This is a genomic window from Enterobacter cancerogenus (assembly GCF_019047785.1).
Classification (GTDB): Bacteria; Pseudomonadota; Gammaproteobacteria; order Enterobacterales; family Enterobacteriaceae; genus Enterobacter; species Enterobacter cancerogenus.
In genome coordinates, this window is the sequence record NZ_CP077290.1 from 3,107,876 (window position 1) to 3,123,559 (window position 15,684).

A 15,684-nucleotide genomic window follows, 5' to 3' on the forward strand; every position below is an offset into this window, starting at 1 on the left:
GGAAACCTGTTACGCTGCCGCCGTATTATGCTGGCGGTGGCGGGTCACGAAGCCCAGAACGAAGCACATGATGAACACCACGGCATACAGACCGTTTGCGGTGTGCAGCGCCGCCAGTGGGCCGCTGTGGGCCACAATCGGGCCGGTGACCACGAAGGTCAGCATGGTACCGATGGTGCCGCAGGTCAGCACAAAGTTAACCAGCTTCGGCGAGGCCACTTTGGTCTGCAGCGATCCCAGCGTGATGATTGAGGTGTAAATGGCGCTGGAGAAGAAGCCGAGTGTCAGGATGAACCACGGCATATGCTCAGGCGAGCCGTTGATGAACAGATACATCAGCACGGTAGCCAGGCCAGCCAGCACGGTCAAAATGCGCTGCAGATCGAAGAAGCGCAGAATGAAGCTAAACGCCCACATGCCAAACATGTAAGACATCCAGAAATCGCTCACCAGCTTGCCCGCGTCGTTCAGGCTCATGCCCAGGCCTTTGGCGTATTCCGGCACCCAGGAGATAAAGCCCAGCTGGCCGAGGATGTAGCACAGCGCGGCGATAGAGAGGAACAGCACGCCGATCCCCCATTTCTCTTTCGCAACCGGCTCAGCGGTATCTTGCGACTTTTTGCCCAGAACCGGGAATTCACAGCCGAAGGTCAGGATAAAGATCGCCACATAGACCAGGCCGATACAGGCGTACACCCAGTACCATTCAATGCTGCGGGCCAGCAGCCAGGCGGCAACCATCGGGAAAATCATCCCGGCCATGCTGAAGAAGGAGTCGGTAAACAGCAGACGCGCGCCGCGCTGGCGGCCTTCATACATATGGGTAATCAGGAACGTACCGATGGACATGGTAATACCGCTCACCAGCCCCAGCACGAACATGGCGGCAGAGAACAGGGCAATGCTGTGGCTAAGCATCAGGCCAGCCACGGCGGCGACCATCAGCACAAAGCCAAAGCGCAGCTGCGTTTTCAGCGGCACGATTTCCATCAGCCAGGCGTTAAGGAAGATGGAGATCAGGATCCCCGCGTTGAGGAAGGTGAAGGTGTTACTCATGCTGGAAACGGGCAGCTGGAAATAGTCTGCGATATTTCCCATCACCATCCCGGTGACGATCACCAACGCGCCGGTCAGGGCGTAGGAGAAGAAGCTGATCCATGTGAGCTTGATGCGATTGCTGTTAGTCATGTCTGGCCTGTTCAAAGTAAAGTAAAACGCATTGACTGCGTTTGAGCGGGCAGATTTTAGTCGCGAAAGTGATCTATTCCTATCTTTAAGGATTAATTTGCAGGTTATTGCACGATTTAATGTGATCTAAGTCACGTTAACGGGCGTGAAAGCCAATCGTTTGCGCGGTTACAACTGTTTCAAATTCGTAAAATTAGGTAAAAGGCTGGTCTCCGTTCATACTGCTCTTTAGAATCAAGCCATTCGCTTTCTCTACTGCGCTTTGTTAAGGAATTCTCATGCTCAAATCAACACTGGCGGCTGTTGCAGCTGTGTTTGCTCTTTCTGCCGTTTCCCCTGCTGCGCTGGCAGCCAAAGGAGACCCTCACGTCCTGCTGACCACCTCCGCCGGCAATATTGAGCTGGAACTGAACAGCCAGAAAGCTCCTGTCTCTGTGAAAAACTTCCTCGACTACGTGAACAGCGGTTTCTATAACAACACCACGTTCCACCGCGTGATCCCGGGCTTTATGGTGCAGGGCGGTGGCTTTAACGAGCAGATGCAGCAAAAGAAACCTAATCCGCCCATCAAGAACGAAGCGGACAACGGCCTGCTGAACAAGCGCGGCACTATCTCGATGGCGCGTACCGCGGATAAAGACAGCGCGACCAGCCAGTTCTTCCTGAACGTCGCCGATAACGCCTTCCTCGACCACGGCCAGCGCGACTTCGGGTACGCCGTGTTTGGTAAAATTGTGAAAGGCATGGACGTGGCTGACAAGATTTCTCAGGTGCCAACCCATGACGTCGGTCCGTACCAGAATGTGCCGACCAAGCCGGTTGTTATCCTCTCCGCAAAAGTTCTGCCGTAATCCTCTTTAACACGGGCATCCCTGCCCGTGTTGTTTAGCCCTCCCTGCGAAAGCGCGTTTTGCTGCTTATACTTGTGGCAAACGGACATATTCAGGGAGGCGTTAAGTGAAAAAACTCACCGACAGGCAAAAGTCCCGACTCTGGGAACAGCAGCGCAACGTTAATTTTCAGGCCAGCCGCCGCCTTGAAGGCGTCGAAAGTCCCCTTGTCACGCTAAACGCCGAGGATGCCCAGCGCCGCCTTGATGAACTCAGGAGGCACTATGAGCGATAAAATCGGTGACGACCGCGACCCGTATCTCTACCCCGGCCTGAACGTCATGCGCAACCGTCTTAACATGCGGCAGGCGGACCGACTGGCGCAAGCGGCGTACGAAATCACCGCGCTGCGTGCGGCCACGCTACCGTTGGGGCCGTCCGCGCCGGGGCTTCCGCACCTGTGCGCTATTCATCGCCATCTTTACCAGGATATTTTCGAGTGGGCGGGGGATATCCGCGAAGTCGATATTTATCAGGGCGATACCCGCTTCTGCCACTTTGCCTATATCGAGAAAGAGGGCAACGCGCTGATGCAGGATCTCGAAGAGGAGGGCTATCTGGCGGGGCTGGAGAAAGACGAATTTATCGCTCGTCTCAGCCATTACTACTGCGAGATTAACGTTCTGCATCCGTTCCGCATCGGTAACGGCATCGCGCAGCGCATCTTCTTTGAGCAGCTGGCGCTCCACGCGGGCTATCAGCTGAGCTGGGAAGGCATCGACCCGGACGACTGGGCCACCGCCAACCAGAACGGCGCGATGGGCGATCTCACGGCGCTTAACGCCATCTTTGCCAAAGTAGTGAGCGAAGCGCGGGAAACTGAGTAGAATAGGGCGGCATTTTTTTCCGGAGCCGCCATGATCCTGCTGATTGATAACTACGATTCCTTCACCTGGAACCTTTACCAGTATTTTTGCGAACTGGGTGCAGAGGTGGTTGTCCGCCGTAACGACGACATCACCCTGGCTGAGATTGACGTGCTGGCCCCGCAGAAAATAGTGATCTCGCCGGGGCCGTGCACGCCGTCGGAGTCCGGCATCTCTCTGGACGCGATCCGCCACTACGCGGGCAAACTGCCAATTCTGGGCGTTTGTCTCGGCCATCAGGCGATCGCCCAGGCCTTTGGGGCAACCATCGTGCGTGCCGCAAAAGTGATGCACGGCAAAACCTCGCCCGTCACCCACGCAGGCGCTGGCGTGTTTTCCGGGCTGAATAACCCGTTAACCGTTACCCGCTATCACTCTTTAGTAATTGACCCGCCGACGCTGCCCGACTGCTTTGAGGTCACCGCCTGGAGCGAGACGCAGGAAATTATGGGGATCCGCCATCGCGAATGGGATCTCGAAGGCGTGCAGTTCCACCCCGAGAGCATTCTCAGCGAACAGGGACACCCGCTGCTGGGCAATTTCCTCCATCGCTGATTATCTATTGCCTTGTTGTGATTTTTTATGCATATTTTGTGATTATATTTTCACAATCACTGTGACATAAAATGGATGGGCATGACATGGCAACTGAACAATCCGCAATTACCCGCGCAACATTCGACGAAGTGATCCTGCCGGTTTATGCACCGGCCGAGTTTATCCCGGTAAAAGGGAAAGGCAGCCGCGTGTGGGATCAGCAGGGCAAAGAGTATGTGGATTTCGCGGGCGGGATTGCGGTGACGGCGCTGGGCCATTGCCATCCTGCGCTGGTAGACGCCCTGAAAACTCAGGGCGAAACCCTGTGGCACACCAGCAACGTCTTCACCAACGAGCCTGCGCTGCGCCTGGGGCGCAAGATCATCGACGCTACCTTTGCCGAGCGCGTGCTGTTCATGAACTCCGGCACTGAAGCCAACGAAACCGCGTTCAAGCTGGCGCGCTATTATGCGTCAACGCGCCACAGCCCGTATAAAACCAAAATCATCGCCTTCCATAACGCCTTTCACGGTCGCTCGCTGTTTACCGTGTCCGTTGGCGGCCAGCCGAAGTATTCCGACGGCTTCGGCCCGAAACCTGCCGATATTATCCACGTGCCGTTCAACGATCTGCATGCGGTGAAGGCGGTGATGGACGACCACACCTGCGCGGTGGTGGTGGAACCGATTCAGGGCGAAGGCGGCGTGACGGCGGCCACGCCGGAATTTCTGAAAGGGCTGCGCGCGCTGTGCGACGAGCACAAGGCGCTGCTGGTGTTTGATGAGGTGCAATGCGGCATGGGACGCACCGGGGATCTGTTTGCCTACATGCACTACGGCGTCACGCCGGATATCCTGACCAGCGCCAAGGCGCTCGGCGGCGGCTTCCCGATCAGTGCGGTGCTGACCACCCAGGATATCGCTTCCGCGTTCCACGTCGGCTCCCACGGTTCCACCTACGGCGGCAACCCGCTGGCCTGCGCGATTGCCGGTGCGGCGTTCGATATCATCAACACGCCGACGGTTCTCAACGGCGTGAACGCGAAACGCGAGCAGTTTGTGAAGCACCTTCAGCAGATTGACGAACAGTTTGATGTCTTCAGCGAGATCCGCGGGATGGGGCTGTTGATTGGCGCCGAGCTGAAGCCGCAATACAAAGGCCGCGCCCGTGATTTCCTGCACGCCGCCGCGCACGAAGGGGTAATGGTGCTCAACGCCGGGCCGGACGTGATGCGCTTTGCGCCGTCGCTGGTGGTGGAAGATAAGGATATTGAAGACGGGTTAACCCGGTTTGCCGCGGCGGTCGGTAAAATAGTCCGGGGATAACCTCATTGCCCGGCGGCGCTGCGCTTGCACGGGCCTACAAAACCGTAGGTCGGGTAAGCGCAGCGCCACCCGACAAAATGGCAGGCACGGTGTTCAGGTCTTGTAGGTCGGGTAAGCGTAGCGCCACCCGACAAAACGGCATGCACGGCGTTCAGGTCTTGTAGGTCGGGTAAGCGTAGCGCCACCCGACAAAACGGCATGCACGGTGTTCAGGTCTTGTAGGTCGGGTAAGCGCAGCGCCACCCGACAAAACGGCAGGCTCGGTGTTTAGATCTTGTAGGTCGGGTAAGCGTAGCGCCACCCGACAAAATGGCAGGTACGGTGTTCAGGTCTTGTAGGTCGGGTAAGCGTAGCGCCACCCGACAAAATGGCAGGTACGGTGTTCAGGTCTTGTAGGTCGGGTAAGCGTAGCGCCACCCGACATAATCAGTACGGCGTGCGTTTCAGTACGCGCGTTAACCAGATCCCATGATGCGGTCGCTGACGCCATGCCACCGACGAAATGGTGTGCATGGTGTTCAGATGCCCTAACACGCGCTGCAAATGCTGCTCCAGGGTGCTCATCGGCCCGTGGGTTAATGTTTCCGGCGCTTCGAGAATGTTCGAATCCCCCGACTCACCCGGTGAGTCATACTCCAGACGCTGCTGGCACCGCTGCAGCGCAATTTCGCACGACTGCAAATAGCGCTGCGCCAGATCCGGGGTCAGCATCGTGTGCTCGCGCGCGAGGGTCGTCATCGCATTGATGTGCTCGACGATAAACTGGCTGTGCGTCACCCACAGTTTCATGTCTGCCAGATAGTGCGAGTTAAAGCCTGGCTCCTGCATCGCCTGGTTGAGCGAGTTAAACAGGGCGTTGTGCGCCTGGTTGACCTTCATGCGCTGATAGGCCAGCGGCGAGGGCTGCGGGTCGTCGCTGAGGATCAACCTGATAGCCTCCTGGTCTGCCTCCAGCGCGTCGTGGGCGTTTTGCCTGAGCAGCCCGCTCTGCCACTGCGGCCACAGCCAGACCATGCCGCCAAACGCAATCAGGCAGCCAATCAGCGTATCAACCAGCCGGGCGATGATGAACTGCTCGCCGTTGAGCGTGAGCAACTGCAGGGTATATACCGCCGTGACCGTAAAGCCAACCATCGCCCAGCCGTAGCTTTTGCGGATAATCAGGTAGCTCACCAGCGTAATCGCCAGCATTCCCGCCAGCGTATATCCCTCCGGCACGTGGAAGTGCAGGGTGACCCCGGCAATGACCAGCCCGGCAATCGTGCCGCCCGCCCGGTGCAGGATGCGCACCCGCGTGGCGCCGTAGCCGTTTTGGGTAACAAACAGCACGGTCATTAAGATCCAGTATGGCTTCGGCAGGTGCAGCGCCATCCCCATCAGGCTGGCGATGCTCAGCATCACGCTGATGCGCGCGGCGTTACGCAGCGCCGGGGATTTCAGCGACAGGTAGCTTTTAAGGGCGGGCAGCAGCGGGAGCCGTTTTTGTTTATCGGCCATCAGGTCGCGTGGGTAGAGCGGACGCTGGGTGCGCAGGACGCGCGCGATGCGGCTGAAGTGCCAGGCGGCGAACTGCCCGACCGGGTTATCCGGGTGCTGGCGGGCAATCTTCTCCAGCGCGCCGAGGGGCTTATCCATGTTAAAGCGCGTGGGGTAGCGGTGATAAAGAATGTCGTCCGCCAGCACCCGCAGGCGCGCGGACACCGTCTGAGCGTTCCAGCGGATCACCGCTTCGGCATGGCTACGCTCGACCAGCTTTTGCACCTCTTGCGGGTGATGCAGGCTGACCGAGATGTGCTCCTGCAGATCCAGCCCCACCTGGAAGATGCGCAGCAGCCGCTTGTAATCATGGTTTTTATTGGCGGCAAGCATATGCAGCTGCTGGTAACACTGGCCAATCAGATCCACCACCTTTTGCTGTCGCGTCAGCAGCGGCGGCAGTGATTTTTCCGGATCGGTGTGCTGGGTCAGCAGGGTGTATTTGGCCTCGCAGTACTCCGCCAACTGCACGTAGAGCAGGCTCAGGGATTCGCGCAGCGGCTGTTCCCGCCACAGCCAGAACCAAAACCAGTTGAATACGCCGTACCACAGCGTGCCGAGGGCGTAGATTAGCAGCGGCTCCCACACCGGCATATTGCCCGCCAGGCTCAGCGTAAAGATGGCGGCAATCAGTGAGGCGGGCAGCAGTCGGGCGTGCAGCGAGCTGATTTCAGCAGTCACGCCGAGCGTCATTGCCAGCACGGTCAGAATGAGCGGCAGCGGAATATCCCGGGCCAGCAGAAGCTGCACCGCGAGGCTACAGCCTGCAAACAGGCAGCCGCCAACGATCAGGCGTTTGAAAAAGCGCTTATGCGGCGTGTCGAGGCCCGCAATGTTGCAGCAGGCAGGCACAAGGGAAAACAGCAGACCCTGCTGGAGATGACCGAGGATCAGGCCCACGGCCACAGGAAGGCACAACACCAGCGTTTGCCGCAGTGCGTAGTTAACTTCCGGGTGATAGATCAGCCTGCGCCACATGGGGAGTAGAGACAAAAACGGCGTGTCACCTTGCGGTGGCACGCCGTTTGACCGTAATTAACGGGTTCCGTAGACCACGATGGTTTTACCGTGGGCAGAGATCAGGTTCTGGTCTTCCAGCATTTTCAGGATACGGCCCACTGTTTCACGGGAGCAACCAACGATCTGACCAATTTCCTGGCGGGTAATTTTAATTTGCATGCCGTCAGGGTGGGTCATCGCGTCCGGCTGTTTAGCCAGGTTCAGCAGGGTCTGCGCGATACGGCCGGTAACGTCGAGGAAGGCAAGGTTGCCCACTTTCTCAGACGTCACCTGCAGACGGCGAGCCATCTGGGAAGAGAGACGCATCAGGATGTCAGGGTTTACCTGAATCAGCTGACGGAACTTCTTGTAAGAAATTTCAGCCACTTCACATGCGGTTTTCGCACGAACCCAGGCGCTACGTTCCTGGCCCTCTTCAAACAGGCCCAGTTCACCGATGAAATCGCCCTGGTTCAGATAAGAAAGGATCATCTCTTTCCCTTCTTCATCTTTGATCAGCACTGCCACCGAGCCTTTGACGATGTAATACAACGTTTCCGCTTTTTCACCCTGGTGAATCAGCGTGCTCTTCGATGGGTACTTATGAATGTGGCAATGAGACAAGAACCATTCGAGAGTCGGGTCTGTTTGCGGTTTGCCAAGCACCATGCGCTGTTATCCTCTGTTATAAGCTGTCACCAGAGCCATAAATCGCATCCTGACTCTGGGGTTGCAATCGAATTCTTACCCATACCCTGGGAAGTCGGCTGTCGTAACGTTTCGCAGCCAGTAAAGTTTGATGTCCTCTGCATACATGTGTAACGTCAATGTATTACTGTAGCATCCTGAGTGTTTTAGCATAGCTTTTGACGCGTGTCTCCTGGTGTCTCGCTTCAGCATGATGCAGGTCGCCTTCCGTTGCGTGAAATGTAACGCGCGCGTACTCTGTCACCAAAAATGCAACGTTGGAGTTAATGAATATGCAAGCGCGTGTAAAGTGGGTAGAAGGGCTGACGTTCCTGGGCGAGTCTGCATCAGGCCACCAAATTTTGATGGACGGTAACTCCGGCGATAAAGCCCCAAGCCCTATGGAAATGGTGCTGATGGCGGCGGGGGGATGCAGCGCTATCGACGTGGTGTCGATCCTGCAAAAAGGCCGTCACGACGTGACCGATTGCGAAGTGAAGCTCACGTCTGAACGCCGCGAAGAGGCGCCACGCCTGTTCACGCATATCAATCTGCACTTTATTGTCACGGGTAAAGACCTGAAAGACGCGGCGGTGTCGCGCGCGGTTGACCTGTCTGCGGAGAAGTACTGCTCTGTGGCGTTAATGCTTGAGAAAGCGGTGAATATTACCCATTCGTATGAAGTGATTGAGGCCTAATCTTTTGGCGGGTGGCGCTTCGCTGACCCGCCCTACAAAAGCACGATCGTAGGCCCGGAGCGCAGCGCCACCGGGCAAAACAACTCACGCGATCTGCTTGCCTTCCATCAACCGCTGCACCAGCGGCGTCATGATTAACTCCATCGCCAGCCCCATTTTTCCGCCCGGCACCACCAACGTATTGATATGTGAAATAAACGACCCCTGCAGCATCGCCAGCAGCCACGGGTAGTCAATCCCGTCCAGATTGCGGAAATGGATGACCACAAAGCTCTCGTCCAGCGACGGAATGGTTTTGGCGGCGAACGGGTTGGAGGTGTCTACCGTCGGCACGCGCTGGAAGTTGATATGGGTGCGGGAGAACTGCGGCGTCAGGAAGTTAATGTAATCTTCCATCGAGCGCACCACCGAGTCCATCACCGCCTCGCGCGAATGACCACGTTCGCTGATGTCGCGCGTCAGCTTCTGGATCCACTCCAGGTTAACAATCGGCACCACGCCCACCAGCAGGTCAACATGGCGCGCCACGTCGTGCTGTGGCGTGACCACGCCGCCATGCAGCCCTTCATAAAACAACACGTCGGTGGGTTCCGGCAGCGGCTGCCAGGGCGTAAAGGTGCCCGGCACCTGGTTCCAGGGTACGGCTTCGTCATAGGTATGAAGATATTTACGGGATTGCCCTTTACCGCTCAAGCCATATTCCGCAAAGGTCTGCTCCAGCAGGCCGAAGTCATTCGCCTCCGGGCCGAAGTAGCTAATGTGTTTCCCCAAATCGCGCGCCTTGCGGATGGCCATGTCCATTTCCGGACGCGTATAGCGGTGAAAGCTGTCGCCCTCTACCTCAGCTGCCCGGAGATTGAGCTGGGCGAAAATCTTGCGAAAGGCGAGGCTGGTGGTGGTGGTTCCCGCACCGCTCGAACCCGTGACGGCAATAACCGGATGTCTGGCAGACATAGCAACTCCCTGACTGAAAAGGTTTAGCGGTCAGCCGTGAAACGCGTTGCGGGGCATGATATTGACCGTCTCATGCAGTTCGGACCACACCAGCACCACGTCGCCGCTTTTCAGCTGGCGTTTCACATCGCTGACCTTTTGTTCAAGCGAACGTTCATGTTCACCATAATCGGTGCCTTCCCGCAATACAAAGCTTTCAATCAGATTATCGAGCGTTTCGGGAGAGAGATCCTGCCAGGGAATAATCATTTTATACCGTCCAGATAAGTCGTTAACCAGTCAGGAATGCGCGTCTCAAGCCACATTTTTGGCCGACGCAGCGTGCCGCCGACAAAGCCGACGTGCCCGCCGTACTCGGTGAGCTGATACTGCACGTTTGCCGGTAAATGCCCGGGCGACGGAATGGAGTGGTGATCCATAAACGGATCGTCCTTCGCGTGAATAATCAGCGTCGGCTTTGTAATTTGATTCAGCAGCGGCATGGCGCTGCACTGACGATAATAGTCAATCGCGTCGGCAAAGCCGTGAATTTTTGAGGTAATCAGATCATCAAACTCCCGCAGACGCTTCACCCGCTTGAGTTGCTGCAGGCTGATAGGCAGCGTGTCCGGGTAGGCCTTCAGCTTACGGGCGGCGTTGGCCTTCAGCAGGTTAAGCAGATAGCGCTGATAGACCCGGGAAAAGCCTTTTTCCATATGGTAGCTGCACTGCTCCAGCATAAACGGCGCGGAGACGATGACGGCGGCGTCCAGCGGAACCGCGTCGCTCTCTTTCGCCAGCAGGCAGGCCAGCATGTTACCGCCCAGCGAATACCCGACGGCGGCCGTCGGCACGGTGCCGAAACTGTCGCGCAGCCAGTGTAAAAACCAGGTGCCGTCTTCGGTCTCACCGGAGTGATAAATGCGTTTCTGACGGTTTGGCTCGCCGCTGCATCCGCGAAAGTGCATCACCACACCGAGCCAGCCGCGTGCTTTTGCCGCCTGGATTAACCCGTGCGCGTAAGGGCTGTGCAGGCTGCCTTCCAGACCATGAAATACCACCAGGCGCGGCTTGTGGCGCGCCTGATCGGGATCTTCGCTCCAGGCCAGATCCAGAAAGTCGCCGTCCGGCAAATCGAGCCGTTGCCAGTGTGGGGTGAACTGCACCTTGCGACGGATCAGGCGCGGCAGCATGGTTTGCAGATGAGGGTTCGCCACGCCGCGCATAGGCACGAATTCGGCGCGTTCTTCAGCGGCTATCTCAAAGTCGGACGGGATTATTTGGGTCATAACGGCGATGCTAATTATTGTCTGTTATTTACGATATCTTCCGAATTGTACCCCGTTTAGCCCGTTTTTCCGAAACATGAACTGATCCCGATCACATTTCTTTACTGAGATTATTACTCTCAGGCTAATGATTACGCTCTACGCTTAATTGATGCCTTTCTCACCAGAGCGCACACTTTACTCAACGTTAAGCAATCAGAATGATGTGCTGAATCAGGAGGTTAATAATGTTATCTGGGCAAACACCTACCCGGCAATGGAACACACGACGCACGGAAAAAGCGCGCCGTCTGGCATCCGTACCGGTGCAGGGCAAGGTACTACCCACCGGCGATATCGTCGCCATGCTGGAAAAACTGATCGCGCCTGGCGACAAAGTCGTTCTGGAAGGTAACAACCAGAAACAGGCCGATTTCCTTTCCCGCTCCCTCGCCGACGTCAACCCGCAAATTGTGCATGACCTGCATATGATCATGCCAAGCGTCGGTCGCAGCGAACATCTGGATATCTTTGAAAAAGGCATCGCCCGCAAGCTGGACTTCTCTTTCTCCGGCACCCAGAGCCTGCGTATTTCGCAGCTGCTGGAAGACGGCCAGCTCGAAATCGGCGCCATTCACACCTACATCGAGCTCTATTCACGCCTGTATGTCGATCTTTCTCCGAACGTTGCGCTCATCGCCGGTTTCAAAGCGGACCGCAAAGGCAACCTGTATACCGGGGCGAGCACCGAAGATACCCCGGCGCTGGTTGAAGCCGCCGCGTTCCACGACGGGATCGTCATCGCACAGGTGAACGAGCTGGTGGACGACGAATGCGATCTGCCGCGCGTGGATATTCCAGGCTCCTGGATCGACTACGTGGTAGTGGCCGACAAGCCGTTCTTTATTGAACCGCTGTTCACCCGCGACCCGCGCCTGATCAAACAGGAACACATCCTGATGGCGATGATGGCGATTAAGGGCATCTACGCGGAACATCAGGTGCAGTCCCTCAACCACGGGATCGGCTTTAACACCGCAGCGATTGAGCTGCTGCTGCCGACCTACGGCGAACAGCTCGGCCTGAAGGGCAAAATCTGTAAGCACTGGACCCTGAACCCGCATCCAACGTTGATCCCGGCGATTGAAAGCGGCTGGGTGGAAAGCGTGCACTGCTTCGGCGGCGAGCTGGGGATGGAAGAGTACATCCGCGCCCGTCCGGACATCTTCTTTACCGGTGCCGACGGCTCCATGCGTTCCAACCGCGCTTTCTGCCAGCTGGCAGGCCAGTATGCGGTGGATATGTTTATTGGCTCCACCCTCCAGGTGGACGGCTACGCTAACTCCTCAACCGTGACCCGCGGGCGTCTTTCCGGCTTCGGCGGCGCGCCAAACATGGGCCACGATCCGCACGGTCGTCGCCACGCCACACCGGCCTGGCTGAACATGATCACCGAGCCTGACCCACTGCAGCGCGGTAAAAAACTGGTCGTGCAGATGGTGGAAACCTTCCAGGCAGGCGTGAAGCCGACCTTTGTGGAGAAACTGGATGCCGTCGACGTGGCGAAAGCCTCCGGGATGCCGCTGGCACCGGTAATGATTTACGGCGATGACGTGACCCACGTCCTGACCGAAGAGGGGATTGCTTACCTCTACCGCGCCAAAGATCTGGAAGAGCGTCGGGCGATGGTTGCCGCCGTGGCGGGGATCACCGATATCGGTCTGGGCGTAGACGCCAAACGCGTCGCAGAACTTCGCCAGAGCGGAAAAGTGGTTTACCCGGAAGATATGGGCATTCGCCGCACTGATGCCACCCGCTCACTGCTGGCGGCGGGCAGCGTGTCTGACCTCGTTGAGTGGTCCGGCGGTCTGTATAACCCACCTGCGAAATTCCGGAGCTGGTAATGAAACTTCTGCCCCAGATTCAGGTTGAAGGCGGTGCCGAATGGCTGGCGCGAACCGCCACGCAGTGTCTGATTGACGAAGCACGATTAAGCCCGAAACCCGGTCTGGTGGACAGTCGGGGGAACGGCGCGCACCACGATCTTACGCTGGCGCTGATGGAGCGCTCCGCGCACAGCCTGACCCCTACGTTTCAGGCGCTGGCGCAGCAAAGCTGGCAGCGTCCGGCTGACGTTGCGCTCAGGCAAACCGTCGGGCGGCTTGGCCGCGAAGGCGAGCAGCAGATGATGAATGCAACCGGCGGGGTCAATACCCACCGGGGTGCGATTTGGGCGCTGGGATTACTGGTCAGCGCGGTGGCGATGCAGGGCGGCGACGCCTCTGCGCAAACCGTCGCAGACACCGCCGCCCGGCTGGCAAAACTGCCGGATGACGCCGCACCGAAAGTGTTCAGCAAAGGGCTACGCGCCACGCATCGCTATCGCGTGCCGGGCGCGCGTGAAGAGGCGCAGCAGGCGTTTCCGCACATCATGCAGCGTGCGCTGCCGCAGCTTCGTCTGAGCCGACTTAACGGCAGCAGCGAAGCGCAGGCGAGGCTCGACGCGCTGATGGCCATCATGACGTCGCTTACCGATACCTGCGTGCTGTCGCGCGCCGGAATGGAGGGGCTGGACGCCATGCAGGACGGCGCCCGCGCCGTGCTGAACGCCGGAGGATGTGCCACGCCCGCAGGCCAACTGGCGCTGGCAACGTTAGATCGTCAGATGCTGGCACTCAACGCCTCACCGGGCGGCGCTGCCGACCTGCTTGCCGCCACGCTGTTTCTCGACCGCGTCGAAACGCCTTATTCAAAGCATTAAGAGGATGTTATGGAAAAAATCACATTAACCATGCCCGCCAGCCGCGCGTTAAGCGGTAAAGCGCTGGCAGGGGTTGTCGGTTCCGGGGATATGGAGGTGCTTTTCGCCGCCGAACCGGGCCAGACGTTAACCATTGATATCACCACTTCCGTCGACAACAGCCGCGGTCGCTGGGAAGCCCTGTTTACGCGCCTGCAAACCGTCAGCAGCCTGCCCGCAGGCAAACTGACCATTCACGACTTCGGCGCGACGCCGGGCGTGGCGCGCATTCGTATCGAACAGGTTTTTGAGGGGGTGAGCCATGCGTGATGACAGCAGCTTTATCGAACTAAAAGCACGCCAGCGTGCGCAGGCGCTGCTGGATGACGGCAGCTACCGTGAACTGCTGGATCCGTTTGAAGGCATTATTTCTCCGTGGCTGGGGCCGCAGGGGATTGTGCCGCAGGCCGACGACGGCATGGTGGTAGCGAAAGGGACCATCAACGGTCAGCCTGCCGTGGTAGTTGCCATCGAAGGCGCGTTCCAGGGCGGCAGTATGGGCGAAGTGTCCGGTGCCAAAATGGCGGCGGCGCTGGAGTTGGCGGCGGAAGATAACCGCAACGGTATCCCGACTCAGGCGGTGCTGTGCCTCGAAACCGGCGGCGTGCGCTTGCAGGAAGCCAACCTGGGCCTGGCGGCGATTGCCGATATCCACGCCGCGATTGTCGATCTGCGTCGCTACACGCCGGTGATCGGCATTGTGGCCGGGACCGTGGGCTGCTTCGGCGGGATGTCCATCGCCGCAGCGCTGTGCAGCTACCTGATTGTGACCCGCGAAGCGCGTCTTGGCCTGAACGGCCCGCAGGTTATCGAACAGGAAGCGGGGATTGAAGAGTACGACTCCCGCGACCGTCCGTTTATCTGGAGCATGACCGGCGGCGAAGTGCGCTATGAAAGCGGCCTGGTGGATGCGCTGGTGGGTGACGGCGTGAACGCGGTGAAAGCGGCAATGAACGACGCGATTGCGAAAGGCGTGCCGGCGAAACACCGCACCGATAACTACGACGATTACCTGAACCGTCTGACCAATTTCGACACCCGCAAACAGGCCGATGCCGAACAGATTAAAGCGCTTTTTGCCCGGGAGGTGAAATGATGAGTAATTCAATGAGCCGTGGCGAACTCTGGCTGGAAACCCTCGCCCCGAACGCCAAACGTCTGGAAGGACTTTGCCCGTCCGTGCAGGCCGCAGACGGTGAGCTTAACGGTGAAACGGTGCGTTTTGTCGCCGTCGTCCCGGATGACAACAACCACTATCCGCGTGCCGCGCAGGGCGAAGTGGGCCTGCTTGAAGGCTGGACGCTGGCAAAAGTGGTCAGCGAAACCGTTGCCGCCGATGCCGATAAAGCCGTTAAACGCCCGATTGTGGCAGTGATTGACGTCCCAAGTCAGGCCTATGGTCGTCGTGAAGAGGCGTTTGGTATTCACCAGGCGCTGGCCGGTGCCGCTGCGGCCTACGCTAACGCGCGTCTGGCCGGTCATCCGGTGATTGGCCTGATTGTCGGCAAAGCGATGTCCGGCGCGTTTCTGGCGCACGGCTACCAGGCTAACCGCCTGATCGCCTTCAACGACAAGGGCGTGCTGATCCACGCGATGGGTAAAGAATCTGCGGCGCGTATCACCCTGCGTACCGTGGAGGCGCTGGAAAAACTGGCGGCCACCATTCCGCCGATGGCGTATGACATCAGCAACTACGCCACGCTGGGGCTGCTTTCCAGCCTGCTGGACATCAGCAACCCGGATGCCCCAACCGATAACGATCTGGCGCAGGTGAAAACCACGCTGCAACAGGCCATCAACGACGCGCGTCAGGACGCCACCCTGAAAAACCGCTTAGGCGCTGACAACCGCCGCAGCTCGGCACTCGTTCGCGAACGCATGCGGGCCAGCTGGTAAGTAAAAAGAGACCTGCCAGATGCACAACCCCGTGGGCGTACGTTGCGCCCACGCGGGAGGC

General features: G+C 58.3%; 17 protein-coding genes. 11 read left to right on the forward strand and 6 right to left on the reverse strand.

Annotation, left to right across the window (positions count from 1 at the left end; all coding sequences use genetic code 11):
- Positions 1 to 9: 9 nt before the first annotated feature.
- The gene (gene tsgA, locus I6L58_RS14580; RefSeq protein ID WP_058609471.1) at positions 10 to 1,188 is read right to left on the reverse strand and encodes an MFS transporter TsgA; all 1,179 of its coding nucleotides are present in this window, start codon (positions 1,186 to 1,188) and stop codon (positions 10 to 12) included.
- A gap of 278 nt (positions 1,189 to 1,466) precedes the next feature.
- On the opposite strand from tsgA, the gene ppiA reads away from it, so the two are divergent.
- The 5 genes from ppiA (at position 1,467) to argD (ending at position 4,806) form a co-directional block, all read left to right on the forward strand.
- A complete protein-coding gene (ppiA, locus tag I6L58_RS14585) occupies positions 1,467 to 2,039 on the forward strand; it encodes a peptidylprolyl isomerase A (protein WP_006177859.1) in 573 nt (190 codons plus the stop codon).
- Between the two features lie 106 nt (positions 2,040 to 2,145).
- Complete coding sequence (locus tag I6L58_RS14590; protein ID WP_006177858.1) at positions 2,146 to 2,313, forward strand: YhfG family protein; 168 nt, start codon at positions 2,146 to 2,148, stop codon at positions 2,311 to 2,313.
- On the forward strand, positions 2,303 to 2,905 hold the full coding sequence (locus tag I6L58_RS14595; RefSeq protein ID WP_058609470.1) for a putative adenosine monophosphate-protein transferase Fic: 603 nt from the start codon (positions 2,303 to 2,305) through the stop codon (positions 2,903 to 2,905). Before I6L58_RS14590 ends, I6L58_RS14595 begins: the two co-directional genes overlap by 11 nt.
- A gap of 30 nt (positions 2,906 to 2,935) precedes the next feature.
- A complete protein-coding gene (pabA, locus tag I6L58_RS14600; protein WP_058609469.1) occupies positions 2,936 to 3,499 on the forward strand; it encodes an aminodeoxychorismate synthase component 2 in 564 nt (187 codons plus the stop codon).
- A gap of 86 nt (positions 3,500 to 3,585) precedes the next feature.
- Positions 3,586 to 4,806 carry a bifunctional acetylornithine/succinyldiaminopimelate transaminase gene (gene argD, locus I6L58_RS14605; RefSeq protein WP_171007421.1) on the forward strand — a complete coding sequence of 407 codons (1,221 nt, stop codon included), beginning with the start codon at positions 3,586 to 3,588 and terminating at the stop codon, positions 4,804 to 4,806.
- A 426-nt stretch (positions 4,807 to 5,232) separates the two neighbouring features.
- Here argD and I6L58_RS14610 read toward each other — a convergent pair whose 3' ends face one another.
- Positions 5,233 to 7,320, reverse strand: coding sequence for a YccS/YhfK family putative transporter (locus I6L58_RS14610; RefSeq protein ID WP_006177852.1), 2,088 nt, complete (start codon positions 7,318 to 7,320; stop codon positions 5,233 to 5,235).
- A 57-nt stretch (positions 7,321 to 7,377) separates the two neighbouring features.
- Complete coding sequence (gene crp, locus I6L58_RS14615) at positions 7,378 to 8,010, reverse strand: cAMP-activated global transcriptional regulator CRP (RefSeq protein WP_000242758.1); 633 nt, start codon at positions 8,008 to 8,010, stop codon at positions 7,378 to 7,380.
- A gap of 311 nt (positions 8,011 to 8,321) precedes the next feature.
- On the opposite strand from crp, the gene I6L58_RS14620 reads away from it, so the two are divergent.
- Positions 8,322 to 8,726: an OsmC family protein gene (locus I6L58_RS14620; protein ID WP_058609467.1), complete on the forward strand. Its 405-nt coding sequence runs from the start codon at positions 8,322 to 8,324 to the stop codon at positions 8,724 to 8,726.
- An 84-nt stretch (positions 8,727 to 8,810) separates the two neighbouring features.
- Here I6L58_RS14620 and I6L58_RS14625 read toward each other — a convergent pair whose 3' ends face one another.
- From I6L58_RS14625 to I6L58_RS14635, 3 genes are read right to left on the reverse strand one after another with little or no spacing between them, the layout of a single operon-like run.
- Positions 8,811 to 9,680: a phosphoribulokinase gene (locus tag I6L58_RS14625; protein WP_006177850.1), complete on the reverse strand. Its 870-nt coding sequence runs from the start codon at positions 9,678 to 9,680 to the stop codon at positions 8,811 to 8,813.
- Between the two features lie 30 nt (positions 9,681 to 9,710).
- The gene (locus I6L58_RS14630) at positions 9,711 to 9,929 is read right to left on the reverse strand and encodes a YheU family protein (protein WP_006177849.1); all 219 of its coding nucleotides are present in this window, start codon (positions 9,927 to 9,929) and stop codon (positions 9,711 to 9,713) included.
- Positions 9,926 to 10,948, reverse strand: coding sequence for a hydrolase (locus I6L58_RS14635; RefSeq protein ID WP_088209210.1), 1,023 nt, complete (start codon positions 10,946 to 10,948; stop codon positions 9,926 to 9,928). Before I6L58_RS14635 ends, I6L58_RS14630 begins: the two co-directional genes overlap by 4 nt.
- Before the next feature lie 227 nt (positions 10,949 to 11,175).
- Here I6L58_RS14635 and mdcA point away from each other — a divergent pair, with 227 nt between their 5' ends.
- Genes mdcA through mdcE form a run of 5 tightly spaced genes read left to right on the forward strand, consistent with a single transcriptional unit; the run spans position 11,176 to position 15,623 of the window.
- A complete protein-coding gene (gene mdcA, locus I6L58_RS14640; protein WP_040078326.1) occupies positions 11,176 to 12,831 on the forward strand; it encodes a malonate decarboxylase subunit alpha in 1,656 nt (551 codons plus the stop codon).
- Positions 12,831 to 13,688, forward strand: a complete 858-nt coding sequence (locus I6L58_RS14645; RefSeq protein WP_006177846.1) for a triphosphoribosyl-dephospho-CoA synthase — start codon at positions 12,831 to 12,833, stop codon at positions 13,686 to 13,688. The genes mdcA and I6L58_RS14645 overlap by 1 nt, the downstream gene beginning before the upstream one ends.
- A gap of 9 nt (positions 13,689 to 13,697) precedes the next feature.
- Positions 13,698 to 13,997 (forward strand): malonate decarboxylase acyl carrier protein, encoded by a 300-nt coding sequence (gene mdcC, locus I6L58_RS14650; protein WP_006177845.1) that lies wholly within the window; start codon positions 13,698 to 13,700, stop codon positions 13,995 to 13,997.
- Positions 13,990 to 14,823 carry a biotin-independent malonate decarboxylase subunit beta gene (locus I6L58_RS14655; RefSeq protein WP_088209209.1) on the forward strand — a complete coding sequence of 278 codons (834 nt, stop codon included), beginning with the start codon at positions 13,990 to 13,992 and terminating at the stop codon, positions 14,821 to 14,823. The genes mdcC and I6L58_RS14655 overlap by 8 nt, the downstream gene beginning before the upstream one ends.
- Positions 14,823 to 15,623: a biotin-independent malonate decarboxylase subunit gamma gene (mdcE, locus tag I6L58_RS14660; RefSeq protein ID WP_088209276.1), complete on the forward strand. Its 801-nt coding sequence runs from the start codon at positions 14,823 to 14,825 to the stop codon at positions 15,621 to 15,623. The genes I6L58_RS14655 and mdcE overlap by 1 nt, the downstream gene beginning before the upstream one ends.
- Positions 15,624 to 15,684: the final 61 nt, after the last annotated feature.